17 protein-coding genes and 1 pseudogene are annotated in these 18,195 nt (G+C 72.9%); 9 read left to right on the top strand and 9 right to left on the bottom strand.

Features of this window, described 5'->3' with window-relative positions; all coding sequences use genetic code 11:
* The first annotated feature begins 182 nt into the window (after positions 1–182).
* A complete protein-coding gene (locus VH969_RS09320; protein ID WP_331973256.1) occupies positions 183–368 on the top strand; it encodes a hypothetical protein in 186 nt (61 codons plus the stop codon).
* On the opposite strand, the gene VH969_RS09315 is transcribed toward VH969_RS09320, so the two are convergent.
* On the bottom strand, positions 346–708 hold the full coding sequence (locus tag VH969_RS09315; RefSeq protein ID WP_331973255.1) for a spore germination protein GerW family protein: 363 nt from the start codon (positions 706–708) through the stop codon (positions 346–348). The genes VH969_RS09320 and VH969_RS09315 overlap by 23 nt on opposite strands.
* Positions 709–826: 118 nt before the next feature.
* Here VH969_RS09315 and VH969_RS09310 point away from each other — a divergent pair, with 118 nt between their 5' ends.
* From VH969_RS09310 to VH969_RS09300, 3 genes are all read left to right on the top strand, one after another.
* The gene (locus VH969_RS09310; protein ID WP_331973254.1) at positions 827–1,555 is read left to right on the top strand and encodes a class I SAM-dependent DNA methyltransferase; all 729 of its coding nucleotides are present in this window, start codon (positions 827–829) and stop codon (positions 1,553–1,555) included.
* A 211-nt stretch (positions 1,556–1,766) separates the two neighbouring features.
* Entirely contained in the window at positions 1,767–2,897 is a 1,131-nt protein-coding gene (locus VH969_RS09305) for an AAA family ATPase (RefSeq protein ID WP_331973253.1), read from the top strand.
* 14 nt (positions 2,898–2,911) lie between these two features.
* Positions 2,912–4,105 (top strand): glycoside hydrolase family 3 N-terminal domain-containing protein, encoded by a 1,194-nt coding sequence (locus VH969_RS09300; RefSeq protein WP_331973252.1) that lies wholly within the window; start codon positions 2,912–2,914, stop codon positions 4,103–4,105.
* On the opposite strand, the gene VH969_RS09295 is transcribed toward VH969_RS09300, so the two are convergent.
* Entirely contained in the window at positions 4,102–5,136 is a 1,035-nt protein-coding gene (locus VH969_RS09295; RefSeq protein ID WP_331973251.1) for a hypothetical protein, read from the bottom strand. The genes VH969_RS09300 and VH969_RS09295 overlap by 4 nt on opposite strands.
* A gap of 195 nt (positions 5,137–5,331) precedes the next feature.
* On the opposite strand from VH969_RS09295, the gene VH969_RS09290 reads away from it, so the two are divergent.
* Both VH969_RS09290 and VH969_RS09285 read left to right on the top strand, forming a co-directional pair.
* Positions 5,332–6,411: a Gfo/Idh/MocA family protein gene (locus tag VH969_RS09290; protein WP_331973250.1), complete on the top strand. Its 1,080-nt coding sequence runs from the start codon at positions 5,332–5,334 to the stop codon at positions 6,409–6,411.
* Positions 6,402–7,253: a DUF6807 domain-containing protein gene (locus VH969_RS09285; RefSeq protein WP_331973249.1), complete on the top strand. Its 852-nt coding sequence runs from the start codon at positions 6,402–6,404 to the stop codon at positions 7,251–7,253. The genes VH969_RS09290 and VH969_RS09285 overlap by 10 nt, the downstream gene beginning before the upstream one ends.
* A gap of 25 nt (positions 7,254–7,278) precedes the next feature.
* Here VH969_RS09285 and pcaDC read toward each other — a convergent pair whose 3' ends face one another.
* The 3 genes from pcaDC to VH969_RS09265 are packed head-to-tail and all read right to left on the bottom strand — an operon-like array spanning position 7,279 to position 10,501.
* Complete coding sequence (gene pcaDC / locus VH969_RS09275) at positions 7,279–8,403, bottom strand: bifunctional 3-oxoadipate enol-lactonase/4-carboxymuconolactone decarboxylase PcaDC (RefSeq protein ID WP_527249153.1); 1,125 nt, start codon at positions 8,401–8,403, stop codon at positions 7,279–7,281.
* Complete coding sequence (gene pcaB, locus VH969_RS09270; protein ID WP_331973248.1) at positions 8,400–9,710, bottom strand: 3-carboxy-cis,cis-muconate cycloisomerase; 1,311 nt, start codon at positions 9,708–9,710, stop codon at positions 8,400–8,402. Before pcaB ends, pcaDC begins: the two co-directional genes overlap by 4 nt.
* Positions 9,710–10,501 carry a PIG-L family deacetylase gene (locus VH969_RS09265; RefSeq protein WP_331973247.1) on the bottom strand — a complete coding sequence of 264 codons (792 nt, stop codon included), beginning with the start codon at positions 10,499–10,501 and terminating at the stop codon, positions 9,710–9,712. The genes pcaB and VH969_RS09265 overlap by 1 nt, the downstream gene beginning before the upstream one ends.
* A 52-nt stretch (positions 10,502–10,553) precedes the next feature.
* Here VH969_RS09265 and VH969_RS09260 point away from each other — a divergent pair, with 52 nt between their 5' ends.
* Entirely contained in the window at positions 10,554–11,705 is a 1,152-nt protein-coding gene (locus VH969_RS09260) for a DUF4241 domain-containing protein (protein ID WP_331973246.1), read from the top strand.
* On the opposite strand, the gene VH969_RS09255 is transcribed toward VH969_RS09260, so the two are convergent.
* The 4 genes and pseudogenes from VH969_RS09255 to VH969_RS34490 all read right to left on the bottom strand — a co-directional run.
* On the bottom strand, positions 11,650–12,951 hold the full coding sequence (locus VH969_RS09255; RefSeq protein ID WP_331973245.1) for an MFS transporter: 1,302 nt from the start codon (positions 12,949–12,951) through the stop codon (positions 11,650–11,652). The two genes, VH969_RS09260 and VH969_RS09255, sit on opposite strands and share 56 nt — an antisense overlap.
* 383 nt (positions 12,952–13,334) lie before the next feature.
* Positions 13,335–14,981 (bottom strand): ABC transporter permease, encoded by a 1,647-nt coding sequence (locus VH969_RS09250; protein WP_331973244.1) that lies wholly within the window; start codon positions 14,979–14,981, stop codon positions 13,335–13,337.
* Positions 14,978–15,295, bottom strand: coding sequence for a DUF4162 domain-containing protein (locus VH969_RS34495; protein WP_414638451.1), 318 nt, complete (start codon positions 15,293–15,295; stop codon positions 14,978–14,980). The genes VH969_RS09250 and VH969_RS34495 overlap by 4 nt, the downstream gene beginning before the upstream one ends.
* Before the next feature lie 42 nt (positions 15,296–15,337).
* Positions 15,338–15,901: pseudogene (locus VH969_RS34490) on the bottom strand (ABC transporter ATP-binding protein); the annotation flags it as partial.
* A gap of 85 nt (positions 15,902–15,986) precedes the next feature.
* On the opposite strand from VH969_RS34490, the gene VH969_RS09240 reads away from it, so the two are divergent.
* Both VH969_RS09240 and VH969_RS09235 read left to right on the top strand, forming a co-directional pair.
* Positions 15,987–16,529, top strand: coding sequence for a GbsR/MarR family transcriptional regulator (locus VH969_RS09240; protein ID WP_414638447.1), 543 nt, complete (start codon positions 15,987–15,989; stop codon positions 16,527–16,529).
* 9 nt (positions 16,530–16,538) lie between these two features.
* Positions 16,539–18,194 carry a DUF885 family protein gene (locus VH969_RS09235; protein ID WP_331973241.1) on the top strand — a complete coding sequence of 552 codons (1,656 nt, stop codon included), beginning with the start codon at positions 16,539–16,541 and terminating at the stop codon, positions 18,192–18,194.
* Position 18,195 lies beyond the last annotated feature (1 nt).

Below are 18,195 nucleotides of genomic sequence, written 5' to 3'. Positions count from 1 at the left end.
CGATGCGGCTGCTGGGGGTTGCCGCATCGCATCTTCGGTTCATGGCTCGTCAGGCTTCCCGGCGGGTTTCCCGTTTCCTGTTTCGGGAGGCGGTGGGCAATTCCTGTTCCGTGGCCCGTCGTTGCCGAAAACTGGGAACCGGTCGATTTCCGGGGAGGTAAATGATGGGTGTCCTGGTTTCCATGTCGACGCTGCTGCGAATGGTGGCGCTCGGGTTCGCACTCGGCATCATCGTCGGGTTGTACTTCGGGCTGGGCGGTTCGTCGGACGACGACTCGGTGTCGTGCGCGGACCGGCCTTCGGTCGAGCACTGCGTGCCGGCACCGCAGCCGCCGGCCAAGGCGGTCAACTCGAACGCCGCGCCCTAGCGGCCGCCTTCGCGAGCTGGCGCCGCCGGCGGCCGAACCGCCTCGTCAACGCCAGCAGCACGATGACGCCCGCGCCGACGAGGCGGGTCGCGTCGAGGGCCGGCTGCCAGCGGACCTCGCCGTTCTCGATGATGAACGCGCCGGCCGGGCGGGCCATGAGGCCGAAGCCGGCGCCCTCGCCCTGCTGCGCGTCCTTGTCCTGGCCCCTGCCGCCACCCCCGCCACCGAGGACCACGGCGGCGGGGATGATCGTCATGCCGTCCTTCTCCACCGGCTCGGCGTAGACCACCTTGGCCTGCAGCGAGTCGCGCATTCTGCTGATCAGTTCGTCGATCGTCATGCGGCTAGCTTGCCCGACCGAACCACTTCCGGAGCGCGTCGGCCGAGACGGACCGGTGATCGTTTCGCTCGTCGACGAAAGTCTTGTCGCGCCGGCGGGTGCGCGGGAGGTTGGGTCCATGGAGGAAATGGATCCGCGCCTGTACGGGGCGCGCTGGGCGGAGCACTACGACGAGTGGCACGCGGGGCTGATGGACGACGAGGGCTCCGTCGCCAAGCTGGCCGAGCTGGCGGACGGTGGGCCGCTGCTCGAGTTCGGCGTCGGCACGGGGCGGCTGGCCGTGCCGCTCGCGGAGCAGGGGCTCGAGGTCGTCGGGGTGGACGTCAGCGAGGACATGCTCGCGCAGCTGAAGCGGAAGTCCGACAAGGTCACGACGATCGTCGGCGACATGACCACGGTGCGCGTGGACCAGCAGTTCGCGGTCGCGTTCATCGCGTTCAACTCGATCTTCGTGCTGCCGACGCAGGAGGCGCAGGTACAGCTGTTCCGCAACGCCGCGGCGCACCTGCGACCGGGCGGCCGGTTCGTCCTGGAGACGATGGTCGTGAGCGGGGCGCGGCCGGGGGACAAGGGCACGTTCCGGGTCGCGCGGATCGAGCACGACAAGCTGACGATCGTGGCGGGCATGGCCGACCCGGCGACGCAGTTCCACAACGGCGTGTGGGTGATCTTCGAGCCGGACGGCACGAAGTTCTACCCGATCCAGGGCCGCAACGTGACCCACCACGAGATGGACCTGATGGCACAGCTGGCCGGCCTGGAGCTGGAGCACCGATGGGCCGACTGGAAGGAGGGCACGTTCGACGGCAACTCCACGATGCACGTCTCCGTCTACCGCAAACCCTGACAACAGGGAGATCGCGCCCGCGAGCGTCCGGGCCGCCAAGCTCGCTCGCGCGCGTGCAGAACCCAAGAAACGTAAGCCCCCACCCTCTCCGGGGGCACCCCTCGTGACCGTCAGTTTACCGGGAGGCACCGACAAAAGGCGGTGAGCGTGCTCGGCTGTGGACAACTCGCCCGCCTGTGGACAGTCGGGGGCAGCGCCTAGTCTCGGGCGGGTGCTGACCACGCTCGCGGTCGAGAACTACCGGTCGCTGCGGCACCTCGTGCTGCCGCTGGCCCGGTTGACGCTCGTGACGGGGGCGAACGGGAGCGGCAAGTCCAGCCTCTACCGCGCGCTGCGGCTGCTCGCCGACGCCTCCCGCAACGGCGCCGTCGCCGCGCTCGCGCGGGAGGGCGGGCTGCAGTCGACGCTGTGGGCCGGCCCGGAGAGCGGCAGGGGCACCCAGGGCACGGTGCGCACCCAGCCGGTCGGGCTGCGCCTCGGGTTCGCGGGCGACGAGTTCGGCTACGCGCTCGACCTCGGCCTGCCGGTCCCCACGACGACCGCGTTCAACCTCGACCCCGAGTTCAAGCGCGAGGCACTCTGGGCCGGGCCGGTGCTCAAGCCGTCCACGCTGCTCGCCGACCGGCACAACGGCACCCTGCGTGCTCGCGGTGACGACGGCGCCTGGGGCGAGCCGCGCCCGATCCGGCTGACCGACAGCATGCTGATCGAGTCCGCGTCGCCCGAGGTGCTGGTGCTCCGCGAGCGGATCCGGTCGTGGCGGTTCTACGACCAGTTCCGCACCGACGCCGACGCCCCCGCCCGCGCGAGCCGCATCGGCACGCGCACGCCGGTCCTCGACCACGACGGCGCCGACCTGGCCGCCGCGCTGCAGACGATCCGCGAGACCGGCGACGCCGCGGCCCTCGACGGCGCGGTCGACGGCGCGTTCCCCGGCGCGTCGGTCGAGATCGCCAACCACGACACCCGCTTCGGCCTGCGGTTCCGCCAGGCCGGCCTGCTCCGCCCGCTCGACGCCGCCGAGCTGTCCGACGGCACGCTGCGCTACCTGCTCTGGGTCGCCGCGCTGCTCACCCCGCGACCACCCGAGCTACTCGTCCTCAACGAGCCGGAGACGAGCCTGCACCCGGACCTGCTCGTCCCGCTCGCCGCGCTGATCGTCAAGGCCGCGGAGCGCACGCAGCTGATCGTCGTCACCCACGCGCTGCCGCTGATCCGGGCCATCGAGGCGATCGCCGGGGAGCGGGCGAGTACGTTGACGCTCGTCAAGGAGCTGAGCCGGACCACCCTCGATGGCCAGGGCCGCCTTGATGAACCATCCTGGCACTGGCCGAAACGATGAGACGCGAGGAGCGCATGGGTCCCCGACGGATACGGCTGATCGGGTTGGTGCTGGCAGTGGCGACGGTCGCCGTGATCGCCCTGCTCGGGTCGCGGACCACGACGTCCGGGCACCCGGTGGCCGAGCGGTCAGCGAGCACGCCGCCGACCACCACGACGAGCACCACGACGACCATCACGTCGGAGCCGTCGAGATCCGCCGAGCCGGTCTCGGACTGCGCCGAGGTCATCGACGGACTGTCCACCCGCCAGCGGCTCGCGCAGCTGCTCATGGTCGGTGTCGACCCGAGCTCCGCGGACTCCGCCACGAAGGTCGCCGGCGAGGAGGGCATCGGCGGGATCTTCCTCGGCGGGAACGACACGACGCTGCTCACCGGTGACCGGCTCGCCGGCGTGCGCAAGGCCGCGAAGGTGCCGCTCGCGGTGAGCGTCGACGAGGAGGGCGGCCGCGTGCAGCGCGTCGACGACCTCGACGGCGACGTGCCGAGCGCCCGCGTCATGGCCAGGTCGATGACGGTGGCGCAGGTGCACAAGCTCGCCCGCGACCGCGGCACGGCCCTGCACAAGCGCGGCGTCACGGTCGACTTCGCGCCGGTCGTCGACGTCACGAGCCAGCCGGACGACGACGTGATCGGCGACCGCTCCTTCAGCGCCGACCCGCAGGTCGTCAGCAAGTACGCCGGTGCGTTCGCCCAGGGGCTGGCGGAGTCCGGCGTGCTGCCGGTGATCAAGCACTTCCCCGGCCACGGCCACGCCGACGGCGACTCGCACCAGGCCGCGGTGACCACGCCCAGGCTCGCCGACCTCCAGAAGGTCGACCTCGTGCCGTACCGCCGGCTGCTGCGCACCACCCGCGTCGCCGTGATGGTCGGCCACATGGCGGTGCCGGGCCTCACGAACGGCGTCCCGGCGACCCTCAGCCCCGCGACGTACAAGCTGCTGCGCTCGGAGTTCGGCTTCGACGACCTCGCGATCACCGACGACCTGGGCGGCATGCAGGCGATCTCCGGCCGCTACCCGCTGCCGAAGGCGGTGCTGACGTCACTCGCCGCGGGCGCCGACATCGCGTTCTGGTCCTCGGGCGAGCAGTTCGTCCCGGAGGTCCTGGACACGCTCGAGTCCGCGGCCGAGGACGGCACGCTTCCGGCCCCCCGGATCACCGACGCGCTCACCCGCGTACTGCGCGCCAAGGGAGCCTGCGGCAGCTAGCCGTGGGCACGTTCGTCGCTGCGGACGCCGTGGGACAGCTGGGTCCAGCTGTGCAGGTTGGCCGGCGGGTACCAGGCCGGCAGGGTCATCGCCAGGCGGCGGTGTACCGACAGGGCCTGGCCGCAGTGCGCCAGCCAACCGTCCACTGCGGACGCCGCGGAGCGCACCGTCGACCACAGCGTCAGCTGCGCGGACAGCGAGTGCCGGAACGCGGACACCTCCGGCCGCTGCGCGCGCTCCAGCTCGGTGAGCGTCCGGCCGGCGCACTCGTGGCAGTCGCACGGCCAGTACGGGGCCAGCCGGCTCATCGCGTCCAGCGGGTGGTGGCCCAGCAGCGGCGGCACGAACGCCCGCAGCGAGGGGAAGCCCACCACGCCCCGCCCGGCCCGCGGCGGGATCCGGCGCAGCCGCTGCGTCGTGCCGATGGCCGCCGCGTGCGTGCCGTGCGCCAGCGCGCCGATCGCCGACACGTCCGACCGCAGCAGCAGCACCGGCACCCGCACGGCAAGCAGCGCCAGGAACCCGCGCGCCACGTACCGCACGCCGAACGGGTCCTTCGCGTGCTCGATCGCGATCGCCACCGGTACGCCGTAGTGGTCGATCTCCTCCGCGAGCCCGTCGACGGACTGCTCGAACCAGCGAGCCGACAGCGGCAGCATCGCCACGACCGGGCCCGGCTGGCGCGCGGCCTCGGCGAGGATGCGGCGCAGCCCCTGCCAGTCCTGCGGCCCGAGGTAGCCCGAGTCGGTCAGCGCGACCAGCCCCAGGTCGTGCTGCTCGGCCGTCCACGCGTCGCGCACGCCCAGCGCGGCCGTCGCGCGGCGGCGGCCCGAGTAGCGGTTGGCGTCGCAGAGGATCGGCCCCGTGAACCCGTGGGCGCGCAGCGCCTCCACGGTCGGCCGCGGCATGCGGCCCGTCAGTACCAGTCCAGTGCCGTGCGCGCTCGCCACGCGCGCCGCGTTCTTGGCCTGCCCCGGCCGGCACTGCACCAGCAGCCGACCCGATAAGTCACCCAGTGTGTCCCCGACCATGGTCATAACCGTGCAGCCTGGTGTTTCCCGCTGTCACGGGGTCTCAGCCGATTGCCGAGCGGCACCGACCAGATGGTTGAGAAACCCGTCGCCCTGTGCATTCATAGCCTGCTCCACGGGGTCAATCGTACACGGTAAGCGTGCGAGCAACTACGCTTTGTGTTCAGGCCGCGAGCGGCGCACTACCGTGAGGTGATGACTCCGAGTCTGCGGTGCGCCGTCGTGGGGACCGGCGGGATCGCCGGGTTCCACGCCGCGAGCCTCCACCGGCTCGGCCGCGCGCGGATCGTCGCGGCTACGGACATCGACGCGGACCGGCTCGCGGCGTTCGGCGAGAAGTGGTCGGTGCCGCGGCTGTACCCGGACCTCGACGCGCTGCTGGCCGCCGAGTCGCCGGACCTGGTGCACGTGTGCACGCCGCCCGGGCTGCACGCGGCGCAGGCGATCGCGGCGCTGCGGAGCGGCGCGTCGGTGCTGTGCGAGAAGCCCCCGGTGCTGAGCCTGGCCGAGCTGGACGCCGTGGCCGGCGCGGCGGCGGATGGCGCGCACTTCGCGACGGTGTTCCAGCACCGGTTCGGCAGCGGGGCCACGACCCTGCGCGAGCTGGTGGGCGACCCGCGGCTCGGCCGGCCGACCGCGGCGGTGTGTCACACGCTGTGGTTCCGGGCGGACTCGTACTTCGCGGTGCCGTGGCGCGGCCGGTTCGACGTCGAGGGCGGCGGGCCGACGATGGGCCACGGCATCCACCAGTTCGACCTGCTGCTGTCGATCATGGGGGACTGGGACTCGGTGGTCGCGGTCGCCGCCCGGCAGGTGAAGCCGACCGACACCGAGGACCTGTCCGCGGCGATCGTGACGTTCGCCAACGGCGTGGTGGCGACCGTGGTGAACAGCGTGGTGTCGCCGCGGGAGTCGAGCTACCTGCGGTTCGACTTCGAGCACGCGACGGTCGAGCTGGACCACGTGTACGGCTACGGCGACGACGACTGGACGGTCACCGCCGCGCCGGGCCACGAGGCGGCGGTGGCCGACGCCTGGGCGGCCGGGGCGACGGGCGTGCGCAGCGGGCACGACGCGCAGCTCGCGGCCGTGCTGGACGCGGTGGCCGCGGGCACGCCGCCGCCGGTGACGCTCACCGACGCGCGGCGGACGGTGGAGCTGGTCGCGGCGATCTACGCGTCGGCGTTCACCGGCCGGCGGATCGCGCGCGGCGAGCTGGGGCCGGACTCGCCGTTCTACCACCGGATGGACGGGACGGGGGCGCCATGGACCTGACGACCGGCACCGCGTGGCTGCGGTTCAGCCACGACGGGACCGAGCTGGCGCGCTACGTGTTCGAGCCGTGGGACGTCCAGCTGGAGTCGCCGCGGCCGTACTTCCATCCACTTCGGACACTCGCGGGCGACGTGGTCTCGCTGTACCGGCCACACGACCACGTGTGGCACAAGGGCATCGCGTGGTCGCTGCCGCACGTGGGTCCCGCGAACTTCTGGGGCGGGCCGACGTTTCGCCGCGGCCGGGGCTACGAGCAGCTGCCGAACAACGGCACGACGCGGCACCTGTCGTTCGGCTCGGTGTCCGGCTCGTCGGTGCGCGAAGAGCTGGCGTGGGACACCGAGCAGGGGGAGCGCTGGTTCACCGAGTCGCGGGCGCTGACCTTCGCGGTCGCGGACGGGTCGTGGACGCTCGGCTTCGCGACGACGTTCACCAACGTGTGGGACGCCGAGATCGTGCTGGGCAGCCCGACCACGAACGGCCGGGCGAACGCCGGCTACGGCGGCCTGTTCTGGCGCGGCCCGCGCTCGTTCACCGGCGGCGAGGTCACCGTGCCGGGGCGGACGGGCGGCGACGAGCTGATGGGCGTCCGCGCGCCGTGGCTGGCGTTCCGCGGCCAGCACGACGGCAGCGGCCGGTTCTCGACGCTGGTGTTCGAGGCGGAGTCGGCGGAGTCGGACGTGCGGTGGTTCGTCCGCTCGACGCCGTTCGCCGCGGTCTGCCCGGCCCCGTTCTTCGACACGGAGGCTCCCGTCGCCCCGGGCGAGTCGCTGTCCTACCGGTACCGGATCGTCATCGCGAACGGCTCCCCGGATCCGGCGGAGCTGGTCGGTCGCGGGTGAGGCCACCGGCCGACGGGCGCGCTTGTCACATCTCGTCGAGAATCTCGCGCGCGATGGCGAAAGCCGAGTTGGCGGCCGGGACGCCCGCGTAGACCGACGTGTGCAGGAGGATCTCCGAGATCTCCGCCGGGGTGAGGCCGTTGCGGATCGCGGCCCGGACGTGCAGGGCGAGCTCGTCGAAGCACTTCAGGGACACGAGTGCGGTCAAGGTGATCACGCTGCGGGTGCGGCGGTCCAGGCCCGGCCGTGTCCACACCGAACCCCACGCGGTCTCGGTGATGTGGTGCTGGAACGGGCGGGTGAAGTCCGTCGTGCCGGCGACCGCGCGATCGACGTGCTCGTCGCCCAGGACCGCGCGGCGCACCTCCATCCCGGCCGCGTACCGGGTGCGCAGGTGGTTCACGATCAGCGCGGTGAACTCGGCCGGCCGCTCGACGTTGCCGAGATGCGCCGCGCCCTCGACGATCTCCAGCCGCGCGCCGGGGATCGCGTCCGCGATGCGGCGGGCGTGATCCGGCGGCGTGGCCTGGTCCTCCGCGCCGGCGATCACCAGCGTGGGCGCGTGGACCTTCGCCAACTCGTCCACTATGGACATCGTCTGGATGGCCGTGCAGCACGACGCGTAGCCCTCCGCGTCCTGGCCGGTGAACATCTCCCGCAGCCAGGCCGACAGCGCCGGGTTCGCCGCGCGCCCGGCGTGCGTCAGCCACCGCCCGACGCCGGCGTCGGCCAGGTCGTCCAAACCGGACTCGCGGGCCACCTTCGCCCGCTCGACCCACATCGACTCCGGGCCCAGCTCCGCGGACGTGCAGCACAGCACCAGCCGGTCCAGCCGCGCCGGGTGGTGCCGGCCGAGCCACATGCCGGTCATGCCGCCCAGCGACAAGCCGACCAGCGACACCCGCGCCAGCTCCAGCCGGTCCAGCAGCGCCACGAGGTCCTCGCCGAGCTCGGCCAGCGTGTACGGCCCCGCCGGCGCCGGCGAGCGTCCGTGCCCGCGCTGGTCGTAGCGCACGACCCGGAAACCCGCTTCGACCAGCGGTTCCACCTGCGGCTCCCACATCCGCAGGTCGCTGCCGAGCGACCCGGCCAGCACGACCACCGGCCCGTCCTCGGGCCCGGTCACCTCGTGGTGCACCTCGACGGTCATCGCCGCTCCTTCTCCGCGTCGTACCGCGCCAGCGCCCGGTCGACGAACTCGCCGGCCGCGCCCAGGTAGCCCGCCGGGTCCAGCAGCTCGGCCGCCCGCTCCCGATCGAGCCCGAGCGCGGGGTGCCCGGCCAGCGCGGACGCCAGGTCGCCTCCGGCGCGCACGCACTCGGCCACCGCGTCGTGCGCGGTCAGCCGGCCGACGGCCGGCGCCAGCGCCGTGGTCACCCGCTCGGCCAGCAGCGCGCCACCCGCCAGGTCCACATTGGCGCGCATCCGGTCGGCGTGCACGACGAGCCGGGCGAGGCTCGTGCGCAACCACCACATGGCCGACCCCGTGGCGCACAACAGCTCCCGCTGCGGGCGCCACTCGGCGTGCCACGCGCCGGCCGCCCGCTGGTGCTCGTGCGCCATGGCCGTGAGCAGCGTCGAGACCATGCCCGGCGCCTGGAGAGCGGCGGCCCGCGCGGAGATCGCCGCCACCGGGTTCTGCTTGTGCGGCATCGTGGACGACCCGCCGGCGCCCTCGGCCGACTCGCTGACCTCGCCGACCTCCGTCTGCGCGAGCAGCACGAGATCCCCGGCGATCTTGGCCACGCTCCCGCACACCCGGCCGAGCGCGTCCGCCAGCGCGGCGACCGGCCCGCGGTCGGTGTGCCACGGCAGGTCAGGCTCGGCCAGCCCGAGCCGCCGGGCGTACGCCGACGCCACGGCGGGCCCGTCCGCGCCCAGCGACGCCAGCGTGCCGACCGCGCCGCCGAGCTGAGCCGGCAGCACCACCGACCGCAGTGCCGAACCGGCCGCCGACAAAGACGCCAGCCAGCCGGCCGCCACCAGCCCGAACGACGTCGGCAGCGCCTGCTGCAGCAGCGTCCGTCCCGCTTGGACGGTCCGCCGGTGCGCCCCGGCCAGCCCGGCGAGCGCGTCGCAGCACGCGTCCAGGTCCGCCAGCACCGCCGTGCGCGCGGCGCGTGCGACGAGCATCGCGGCCGTGTCCACGATGTCCTGGCTGGTCGCTCCCAAGTGGACGTACCGGGCGGCCTCGCCACCGACCTCGGCCGTCAGCGCCCGGACCAGGGGTGCCGCCGGGTTGCCGGAGTCCGCGGCCGCGCGCCCCAGCTCAGCCGGGTCGTAGCGGGCCGCCGCGCACGCCGCGGCGATCTTGTCGGCGGCGTCCCGCGGCACCAGGCCGGTGTCGGCGCAGGCGCCGGCCAGCGCGGCCTCCGCGTCGAGCATCGCCCGCAGCCAGGCGGAGTCCGACACGAGCTCCCGCACCGGGCCGGCGGCGAGCACGCCGTCGAAGAGCATTACGCGAACAGGTCGGACTCGGCGATCCCGGGCGGGGCGCCGACGTGGATGAACCATTCCGTGCCGAACGCCCGCGCGAACGGCTCGTCCGGCAGCGCCAGGAAGAACGACTCCTCGCTGATCTGGCTCGCGTGCGCGCGCATGGCCTGCCGCTTGTACGTGACGTACCGGGATACGTCCACCGCGGTCGTGAGGTCCGCCTCGGCCGTCCCGAAGTCCTCGCCGAGGTCCGGAACGTCGGCGTCCTCGCTCGGCTGCTCGCCGGCCTGCCGCATGGCTTCCTCGCGGCCGCGCCGCACGTGGTCGCGGTTGATCGTGGCCTGGAAGACCCGCGGCGTGCCGGCCAGCTCGGCCGCCCGCATGCCGACCCGGTGCACCTGGATGTGGTCCGGGTGGCCGTAGGTGCCGTGGTCGTCGTACACGGTCAGCACCTCGGCGTTCTCCTCGCGCAGGATCGCCGCGAGCCGCCCGGCGGCCTCCTCGACGTCCGCGGTCCAGAACGTGCCGGGCGCGTCGTTGGTCGGCTCGCCCATCATTCCCGAATCGACATAACCGAGGAACTCCACGCGCGCCGCGCCCAGGATGTCCGCCGCGGCATGGGTTTCCTTGACCCGGCGCTCCCACAGCTCCTCGTCGTCGGCGAGGAAGCCGTCCGGCACCTCGCCGACCTCGCCGCGGGTCGCCACCACCAGCACCACCCGGTGGCCCTCCTCGTAGGCCTTGCGCATCACGCCGCCGCAGGCGATGCACTCGTCGTCGGGGTGGGCGTGGAACGTCACCATCGTCGCCATGTCCGCGAACCTACGCGAGCCACGAGCGGGGTGCGCCTGTCAGGATGCGTCCGTGACCGTCGAGATCGTGTACTGCGCGGGCTGGGACCCGGTGCGCAGGTCGATCGTGGACGCGCTGCCGGAGGCGGTCGCGCGCGAGCGGGACGCGGTCGGCGACCAGTACGCGTTCGTGCTCACGGGCGAGCGGCCGTTGGTGCTCGTCGAGGTCTGCTGGGCGGCCCACCACGCGTCGGTGTGGTACTTCGACGAGCAGGACCGCCGCCATCGCCAGCTCGAGTTCCGGCGCTGGCCGGACGAGCGGCTCCTGCTGCTGAACGCGCGGCAGTGGGCGTACGAGCCGGCGAACCTCGAGTTCAACAAGGACGAACCGGAGTGGCGCCGGTCGTCCTGGCGCGCGAGGTACGCGCCGGACGGGTCGCGGACGATCTCCGGGCACTGGGCGGGGCCGGACCTGGAGGTGGCGACGGACCACCCGGTGCCGGAGTTCGGCGAGTGGGCGGCGGTCGTCGGGGACCTCGGCCCGCTGACCGTGCGCGCGGACCCGCCGGCCGCCGACCCGGCCGCCGAGCCGCCGTGGCGTCCGCCGATGCCGCTGCGCCCCCGGCAGCTGGACGAGACCTTCGAGGGCGGCGCCAGGTTCGAGCTCGACGACGGCGCCGACGTCACGGTCGAGCTGGTCTCGGGCGGCCGGCTGCGGTTGCCGAGCGGGCGGCTGATCGTCGCCGACCCGGACCCGTGGCTGCACGAGGTGGTGCCGTTCGAGGAGACCGTGGTGCCCGGCGAGTACCCGCTGCAGCTCTCGGTCGTGCGGTTCGCGGACTCGCCGGAGCACACGCGGGTCGCGGCGTGCGCGTTGTGGGTGTCGGACCGGCCGACGGCGACGTGGAACAACGCGTGGCGCGACGGGGAGCACCCGCTGCTGCTCGGCGACGGCGAGTTCTTCGGCGTCGGCGTGGACGCGGGCCGGGTCGCGCTGGTCGACGTGGCCGTGGCCGCCGACTTCGCGAAGACGATCGAGGACGCCTACGACGACATGGACGGCTGGGCGCACGAGCTGACCGGCTCCTTCGCGAACCTGATCACGGTCAGCTCCGGATGGGGCGACGGCGCCTACCCGGTGTGGGTCGGCCGCGACGAGGGCGGCGCGCTCACCTGCTTCGTGGTGGACTTTCTGGTGCTGGCTGCGGCGAGGCGGCTGGCGTGACCTCGGTGCCGAGCACCTCCGCGGGCGTCGGGTGCGCGGTCTTGCCGGTCCGGCCCGGCAGCGTCTCCGGTGCGGGCAGCCAGACGAGCGCGGCGACCAGGGCCAGCACACCGGTCATGGCGAAGGCGGCCGCGTAGGACAGGTGGTCGGCGAGGACACCCGCGGCGATCGGGCCGATGACCGCGCCGATGTCGGCGGCCATCTGGAACGCGGCGAGCACGGGTCCGCCGCGGCCCTTCGAGCCGATGACGTCGGCGACCGCCGCCTGCTGCGCGGGGGTGAGCATGCCGGAGCCGATGCCGGCCACGGCGCTCGCGACGAGGAACAGCAGGACGGTGTCGGTGAAGCCGAGCCACACGGTGCCACCGCCCGCCACGAGCAGGCCGAGGATGACCATGGGCTTGCGGCCGATCGTGTCCGCGAGCCGGCCGGAGACGAGCAGCGTGACGACGTTGCCCGCGGCGAACACGGCGAGCGCGGTCCCCGCGAACGCGCCGTCGCGGTGCAGGACCTCCTCGACGAACAGGGGAACGAGCGAGACCCGAACGCCGAACACGGCCCAGCCGTTGGCGAAGCTGGAGGCGAGCGTGGCGAGGTAGGAGCGGTGGCCCAGCGCGGTACGCAGCGTGATCTTGGGCGCGTCGTCGGTGACCGGCGCGGCCAGCGGTGAGTGGCGCAGGAACCACCAGACGATCCCGACGGCGACGAACAGCATGCCGGCGTAGACGAGGAACGGGGCGCGCAGGGAGATCGTGAGCAGCCCGCCGCCGAGCAGCGGACCGGTGACGTTGCCGAGGAGGAAGCCGGTGCCCCACAGGCCCGAGGCGCGGCCGCGCAGTGGCACCGGCGTGACGCGGATGAGCAGGGCGATCGCGGAGACGGTGAACATCGTGGAGCCGATGCCGCCGACGGAGCGGAAGATCAGCAGCTGCCAGTAGTTGGCCGCGAACGCGCACGAGCCGGTGGTGAGCGCGACGATCGAGATGCCGGTGAGGTAGACGCGCCGCTCGCCCAGCACATTGATCAACCGGCCGCTGGCCGGCGCGAAGACGAGACGCGCGACGGCGAACGCACTGATCACGACCGACGCGGCGGTCACGCTGACGTCGAAGCTGCGGGCAAAGGTTGGCAGCGCGGGCGCGACCAGCCCGAACCCGGCCGCGATGACGAAGTTCGCGGCGACGAGGACCCACACCTCACCGGGTAACCGGGTCCGCTCGTGGATGGCTTCCGTCTCGTCGGCCACCCGCGATCACCGTCCCCACACGTCGTCGTACCGGTCCGTTCGGCCACAACCCCACGCCGGGCCCAGGCATTCCACGACCAGCACCCGCCAACCTCGCACGCCCCACTGGTACCCCGGTAAAAGGCGACTCGTGCCACCGACGTGAATGCCACAAAGGCCGCGCGCAGGCGTACGCAGAGTGCCCCGACGGGTCGCGCGCACGCGCGTGCAGAACGCAAGAAACGTAGCCCCCGCCCTCTCCGGGGGCACCCCTCGTGACCGTCAGTTTACCGGGGGACCCTGACAAAAGGGGAGGTCAGCCGTGTGCTGTGGACAAGTAAGCCGGCTGTGGACAACGTGGCGGCGCCCCCACCAAAGGAGGCGCCGCCACGACCGAACCCCGGTCAGCCGATGTCTCGCCGCCGGAAGGCCGACAGGCCGATCGCCAGCAGCGCCACCGCGACGGCCGTAAGGATGATCAGCGGCGCCGCCGACAGCTCGCCGCCGGGCAGCTTCGGTGAGTGGGTGAACGGCGACAGGTCCATCACCCACTGCGGCAGCCGCAGCACCGAGCCGAGCGTGCCCAGCACCAGGAACACGACCAGCGCGCCCCAGCCGGCCATGATCCATCCAGGAACCAGCCCGAACGCCGCCACGGTGATCCCGGTCAGCACCCACACCGCCGGCAGCTGCGCCAGCGCGGCGCCGACCAGCCGGCCGATCTGCCCGTAGTCGTCCGTCGCGGCACCGTGTGCGAAGCCGGCGAACACCCCGACGACGACCAGCAGCAGCGCCGTGCCCACGAGCGCGACCGTCATGTGCGAGGCCGCCCAGCGCACCCGGCCGACGCGGGTCGCGAGGATCGGCTCCGCCCGGCCGGCGGCCTCCTCGGACCGCAGCCGCAGCGCCGCGGAGATCCCGTACGCGGAGACGATCACCCCGAGGAAACCCATCTCCGTGGACAGGAACGCGTCGGTCAGCCCGCGCTCGCCACCCAGCTTCATGATCATGTCGCGGGCCTGCGGCGTGTCGAGGAAGTCGCCGACCTGCGAGGCGATGCTGCCCAGCACGAGACCGCCGAGCGCGACGCCGACCAGCCAGCCGATGAACGCACCGCGGTGCAACCGCACGGCGAGCGCGAGCGGCGTCGACAGGCGGGTGGCCGCGGTGGCCCGGCCAGGGCGTGCCGCCAGCAGGCCCGCGCCGTGGTCGCGGCGCGCCACGAGCGCGTACGCCGCCAGCGTCACGAGCACCGCGAAGACGAGCAGGTAGGTGAGCACCCACCACCGGTCACCGGCGAACGGGCGTACCTGCTGGGCCCAGCCGATGGGGGACAGCCACGACAGCCACGTCGAGGTGTCCACCCCGGTCGCGTCGCCGGCCGCGCGCAGCAGGTACGCGGCGGCGAGCACCGCGGCACCGATCCCGTTCGCGGCCCGCGCGCTCTCGGTGACCTGCGCGGCGACGCCGGCGACCGCCGCGAACGCGATGCCCGCGCCCGCCCAGTGCAGCCCGAAGGCGAACGCCCCGCTCGCGGGCAGGCCGGTGCCGGCCAACGTGAGCGCGGTCAGCAACGAGAGCACCAGCACGGTGCCCGTCGCCATCAGCAGCGCCGCGGTGAGCGCCGCGTACCGGCCGACCACGGTCGCGCCGATCAGCTCGAGCCGGCCGGACTCCTCCTCGGCGCGGGTGTGCCGGGTGACCAGGAAGATCGCGAGCAGGGCCACGAGCGCGGCCCCCATCGCGCCGACCTTGAACATCGACACCGCGCCCAGCGAGGTCGGGTCGAAGACCCGGCCGTACAGCGCGAGCGTGGCCGGCGTGCCGTTGACCCCGGCCGCGGCCGACACCCGCGACTCGACCGTGGTGAACACGCTCTGCGAAGCCGACGCCGAGCTGGCCGCCAGCACGACGAACAGCACCACCCACACCGACGCGAAGATCCGGTCCCGGCGTATCGCCAGGCGCAGCAGCGCACCGGTGCCGGTGAACGCGTCCCACCCGCCGGATGCCGCGGCCCGGGTGGGGCGTTCGAGGGTCGCGGTGGTCATTTCGCCACCGCCGCGTGCCGGCCGGCCTCGGCGGCGAGGTCGGACTCGTAGTGCCGCAGGAACAGCTCCTCGAGCGTCGGCGGCTGGCTCGTCAGGCTGCGCACGCCGACCTTCGTCAGCTCGCGCAGCACGGCGTCGAGCTCCTTCGTGTCCACGTCGAACTTCACGTGCGAGCCGTCGACCTGCAGGTCGTGCACGCCCGGGTGCTGGGCGAGGCCGTTCGGCGGGCCGCCGAGCTCCGCGGAGATCGACGTGCGCGTCAGGTGCCGCAGCTCGGCGAGCGTGCCGGTCTCGACCGTGCGGCCGAGCCGGATGATGCTGACGCGGTCACAGAGGCTCTCGACCTCGGCGAGGATGTGGCTCGACAGCAGGACCGTGCGGCCGCGCTCGCGCTCTTCGTTGATGCAGTCCTGGAACACCGCTTCCATCAGCGGGTCGAGGCCGGAGGTCGGCTCGTCCAGGACGAGCAGCTCGACGTCCGACGAGAGCGCCGCGACGAGGGCGACCTTCTGCCGGTTGCCCTTCGAGTACGAGCGGCCCTTCTTCGTCGGGTCCAGGTCGAAACGCTCGAGGAGGTCGGCCCGCCGCTTCGGGTCCAGGCCGCCACGCAGCCGTCCGAGCAGGTCGATCACCTCGCCCCCGGAGAGGTTCGGCCACAGCGAGACGTCACCGGGCACGTAGGCCAGCCGTCGGTGCAGGCTGGTGGCGTCGGTCCACGGGTCGCCCCCCAGGAGCGTGGCCTGCCCGGCGTCGGCACGCAGCAGGCCCAGCAGGACGCGGATGGTCGTCGACTTTCCCGCGCCGTTCGGGCCGAGGAAGCCGTGCACCTCGCCGGTGCGCACCGTCAGGTCCAGTCCATCCAGCGCGCGTGTCTGGCCGAAGGTCTTGACCAGGCCGGACACGGAGATTGCGGTTGTCATGCTGCTGAAAGTACAGTGATTTCACAAAGTTGTGAAGTTAAGAAAACATATAAAACTGATCGAGACCACATGGCCGGAGTGGAAGATGCGGAACGTGACGGACGGTGCGAGGGGCCCAGCGGAGGATGCCGCCGATCCTGCGGAGCTGGCGCGGTTCGTCGAACGCTTCGCCCTGCTCCTCGTCGACTCCGGGATCCCGCGGATGCCGGCGCGGGTGTTCGGCTCGCTGCTGATCGCCGAGGACGGCAAGCGGACCGCGGGCGAGCTGGCCGGGTCGCTGCAGGTGAGCCCGGCCGCGATCTCCGGCGCGGTGCGGTACCTGGCGCAGGTCGGGCTGGTCGTGCGCGCCCGCGACCCCGGCGAGCGGCGTGATCACTACGAGGTGAGCGACGACCTCTGGTACGAGGCGTATGCCAACCGGGACAAGCAGCTCGAGCAGTGGTCGGTACTGATGGGCGAGGGCGCCAAGGTCCTCGGCGTGCACACCAATGCGGGCACGCGCCTGGACCAGAGCCGGCAGTTCTTCGACTTCCTGCGCGAGGAGCTCCCCACGCTCATGCGGCGGTGGCGCGAGTACCAGCGTTCGCACGACGGTGAGTCCGGCGGGAGTGTCGGCCGTTCTGGGTAACGTGGCGGCGTGACCACCGCGAACCCCGTGCACCAGCTGGCAGACGAGCTCCTCGAGCTTTCCTTCACGTCCGATCCCGTGATGGGGACGATCCTCGGCGTCCCCGGCCACGACGACACGTTGAGCGACCGCTCGGAAGGAGCCCAGGAGGCGATCCGCAAGGCCGCGCTCGACATCGCCGCCCGCGCGGACGCCCTCGACCCGTCCGGGCTCGCCGCCGACGACGCCGTGACGCGGGCCGCGGTCGCGCACCACGCCCGCCAGATGGTCACCGAGGTCGACGTGCGGATGGTCGAGTACACGATCTCCGACCTGTTCATCGGCCCGGCCGCCGAGCTGCTGTCGATCCTGCCGATGATCGTGCTGAACAACGCCACGGAGGCGGGCTCGTACCTCAACCGGCTGCGCGCGGTGCCGGCGTTCCTCGAGGCGGTCGCGCAGCGGCACCGGGCCGGGGTCGCGGCCGGCCGCGTGCCGGTCGCCCACCTGGTCCGCGCGGCCGCCGACCACATCGACCGCTACCTCGCCGCGGACGAGGACGTGCTGGCCCGGCCGACCTTCGACGACGCGGCGTTCGGCGACGAGCGTGCCCAGGTGCTGACCGAGGTCGTCCGCCCGGCGTTCGCGCGCTACCGGGACATGCTGCGCGACGAGATCCTGGCGCACGGCCGCGACGAGGAGCACGTCGGCCTGTGCTGGCTGCCCGGCGGCGACGAGATGTACGCGGGCCTCGCGCGCATCCACACCACGACCGACCGCACGCCCGACGAGCTGCACCAGACCGGGCTCGACGTGATCGCGCGGCTCGCGGAGGAGTACGCCGAGGTAGGCGAGCGCGTGTTCGGCACCCGCGACCAGGCGGAGATCTTCCGGCGCATGACGAGTGACCCGGCGTTGCGCTGGCACGACGGCGACGAGCTGCTGGACTCCGCGCGGGCCGCCGTGTCCCGGGCCGAGGCCGCGGTGTCCGGTTGGTTCGGCCGGCTCGCGAGCTCGCAGTGCAAGGTCGAGCCGGTGCCGGAGGCCGACGCACCGGGCGCGCCCGCGGCGTTCTACATGTGGCCGTCGATGGACGGCCGGCGGCCGGGCATCTACTTCGCCAACACCCACCGCGCGGAGGAGCGCGACCGGTTCGTGTCCGAGGTGATGGCCTTCCACGAGGCGGTGCCGGGCCACCACTTCCAGATCGCGCTGGCCCAGGAGCTCACGCACCTGCCGATGTTCCGCCGGGTGGTCACGCCGAACGCGTACGCGGAGGGCTGGGGCCTCTACACCGAGCGGCTGGCGGACGAGATGGGCCTCTACACGTCGGAGGTCGACCGCCTCGGCATGCTCGCGATGGACTCGATGCGCGCCGGCCGGCTCGTGGTCGACACCGGCATGCACGCGAAGGGCTGGACCCGCGAGCAGGCCGTTTCGTTCCTACGGGACAACACGCCGATGTCGGACCTGGAGATCGGTAACGAGATCGACCGGTACATCGCCTACCCGGGCCAGGCGCTGGCGTACATGGTGGGCCGGCTGGAGATCCAGCGAATGCGCGCGGAGGCACAGGAAAGGCTCGGCGAGCGCTTCGACATCCGCGCCTTCCACGACGTGGTCCTCACCAACGGCGCACTCCCGCTGGCGGTCCTCGACGAGGTGGTACGCGCCTGGCAACCGTGAC

Origin of the sequence: Actinophytocola sp., from assembly GCF_036555685.1 — a bacterium.
Taxonomy (GTDB): Bacteria; Actinomycetota; Actinomycetes; order Mycobacteriales; family Pseudonocardiaceae; genus Actinophytocola.
The sequence above is the reverse complement of the archived record's forward strand: the minus strand, read 5'-3'. Positions and strand labels throughout refer to the sequence as shown.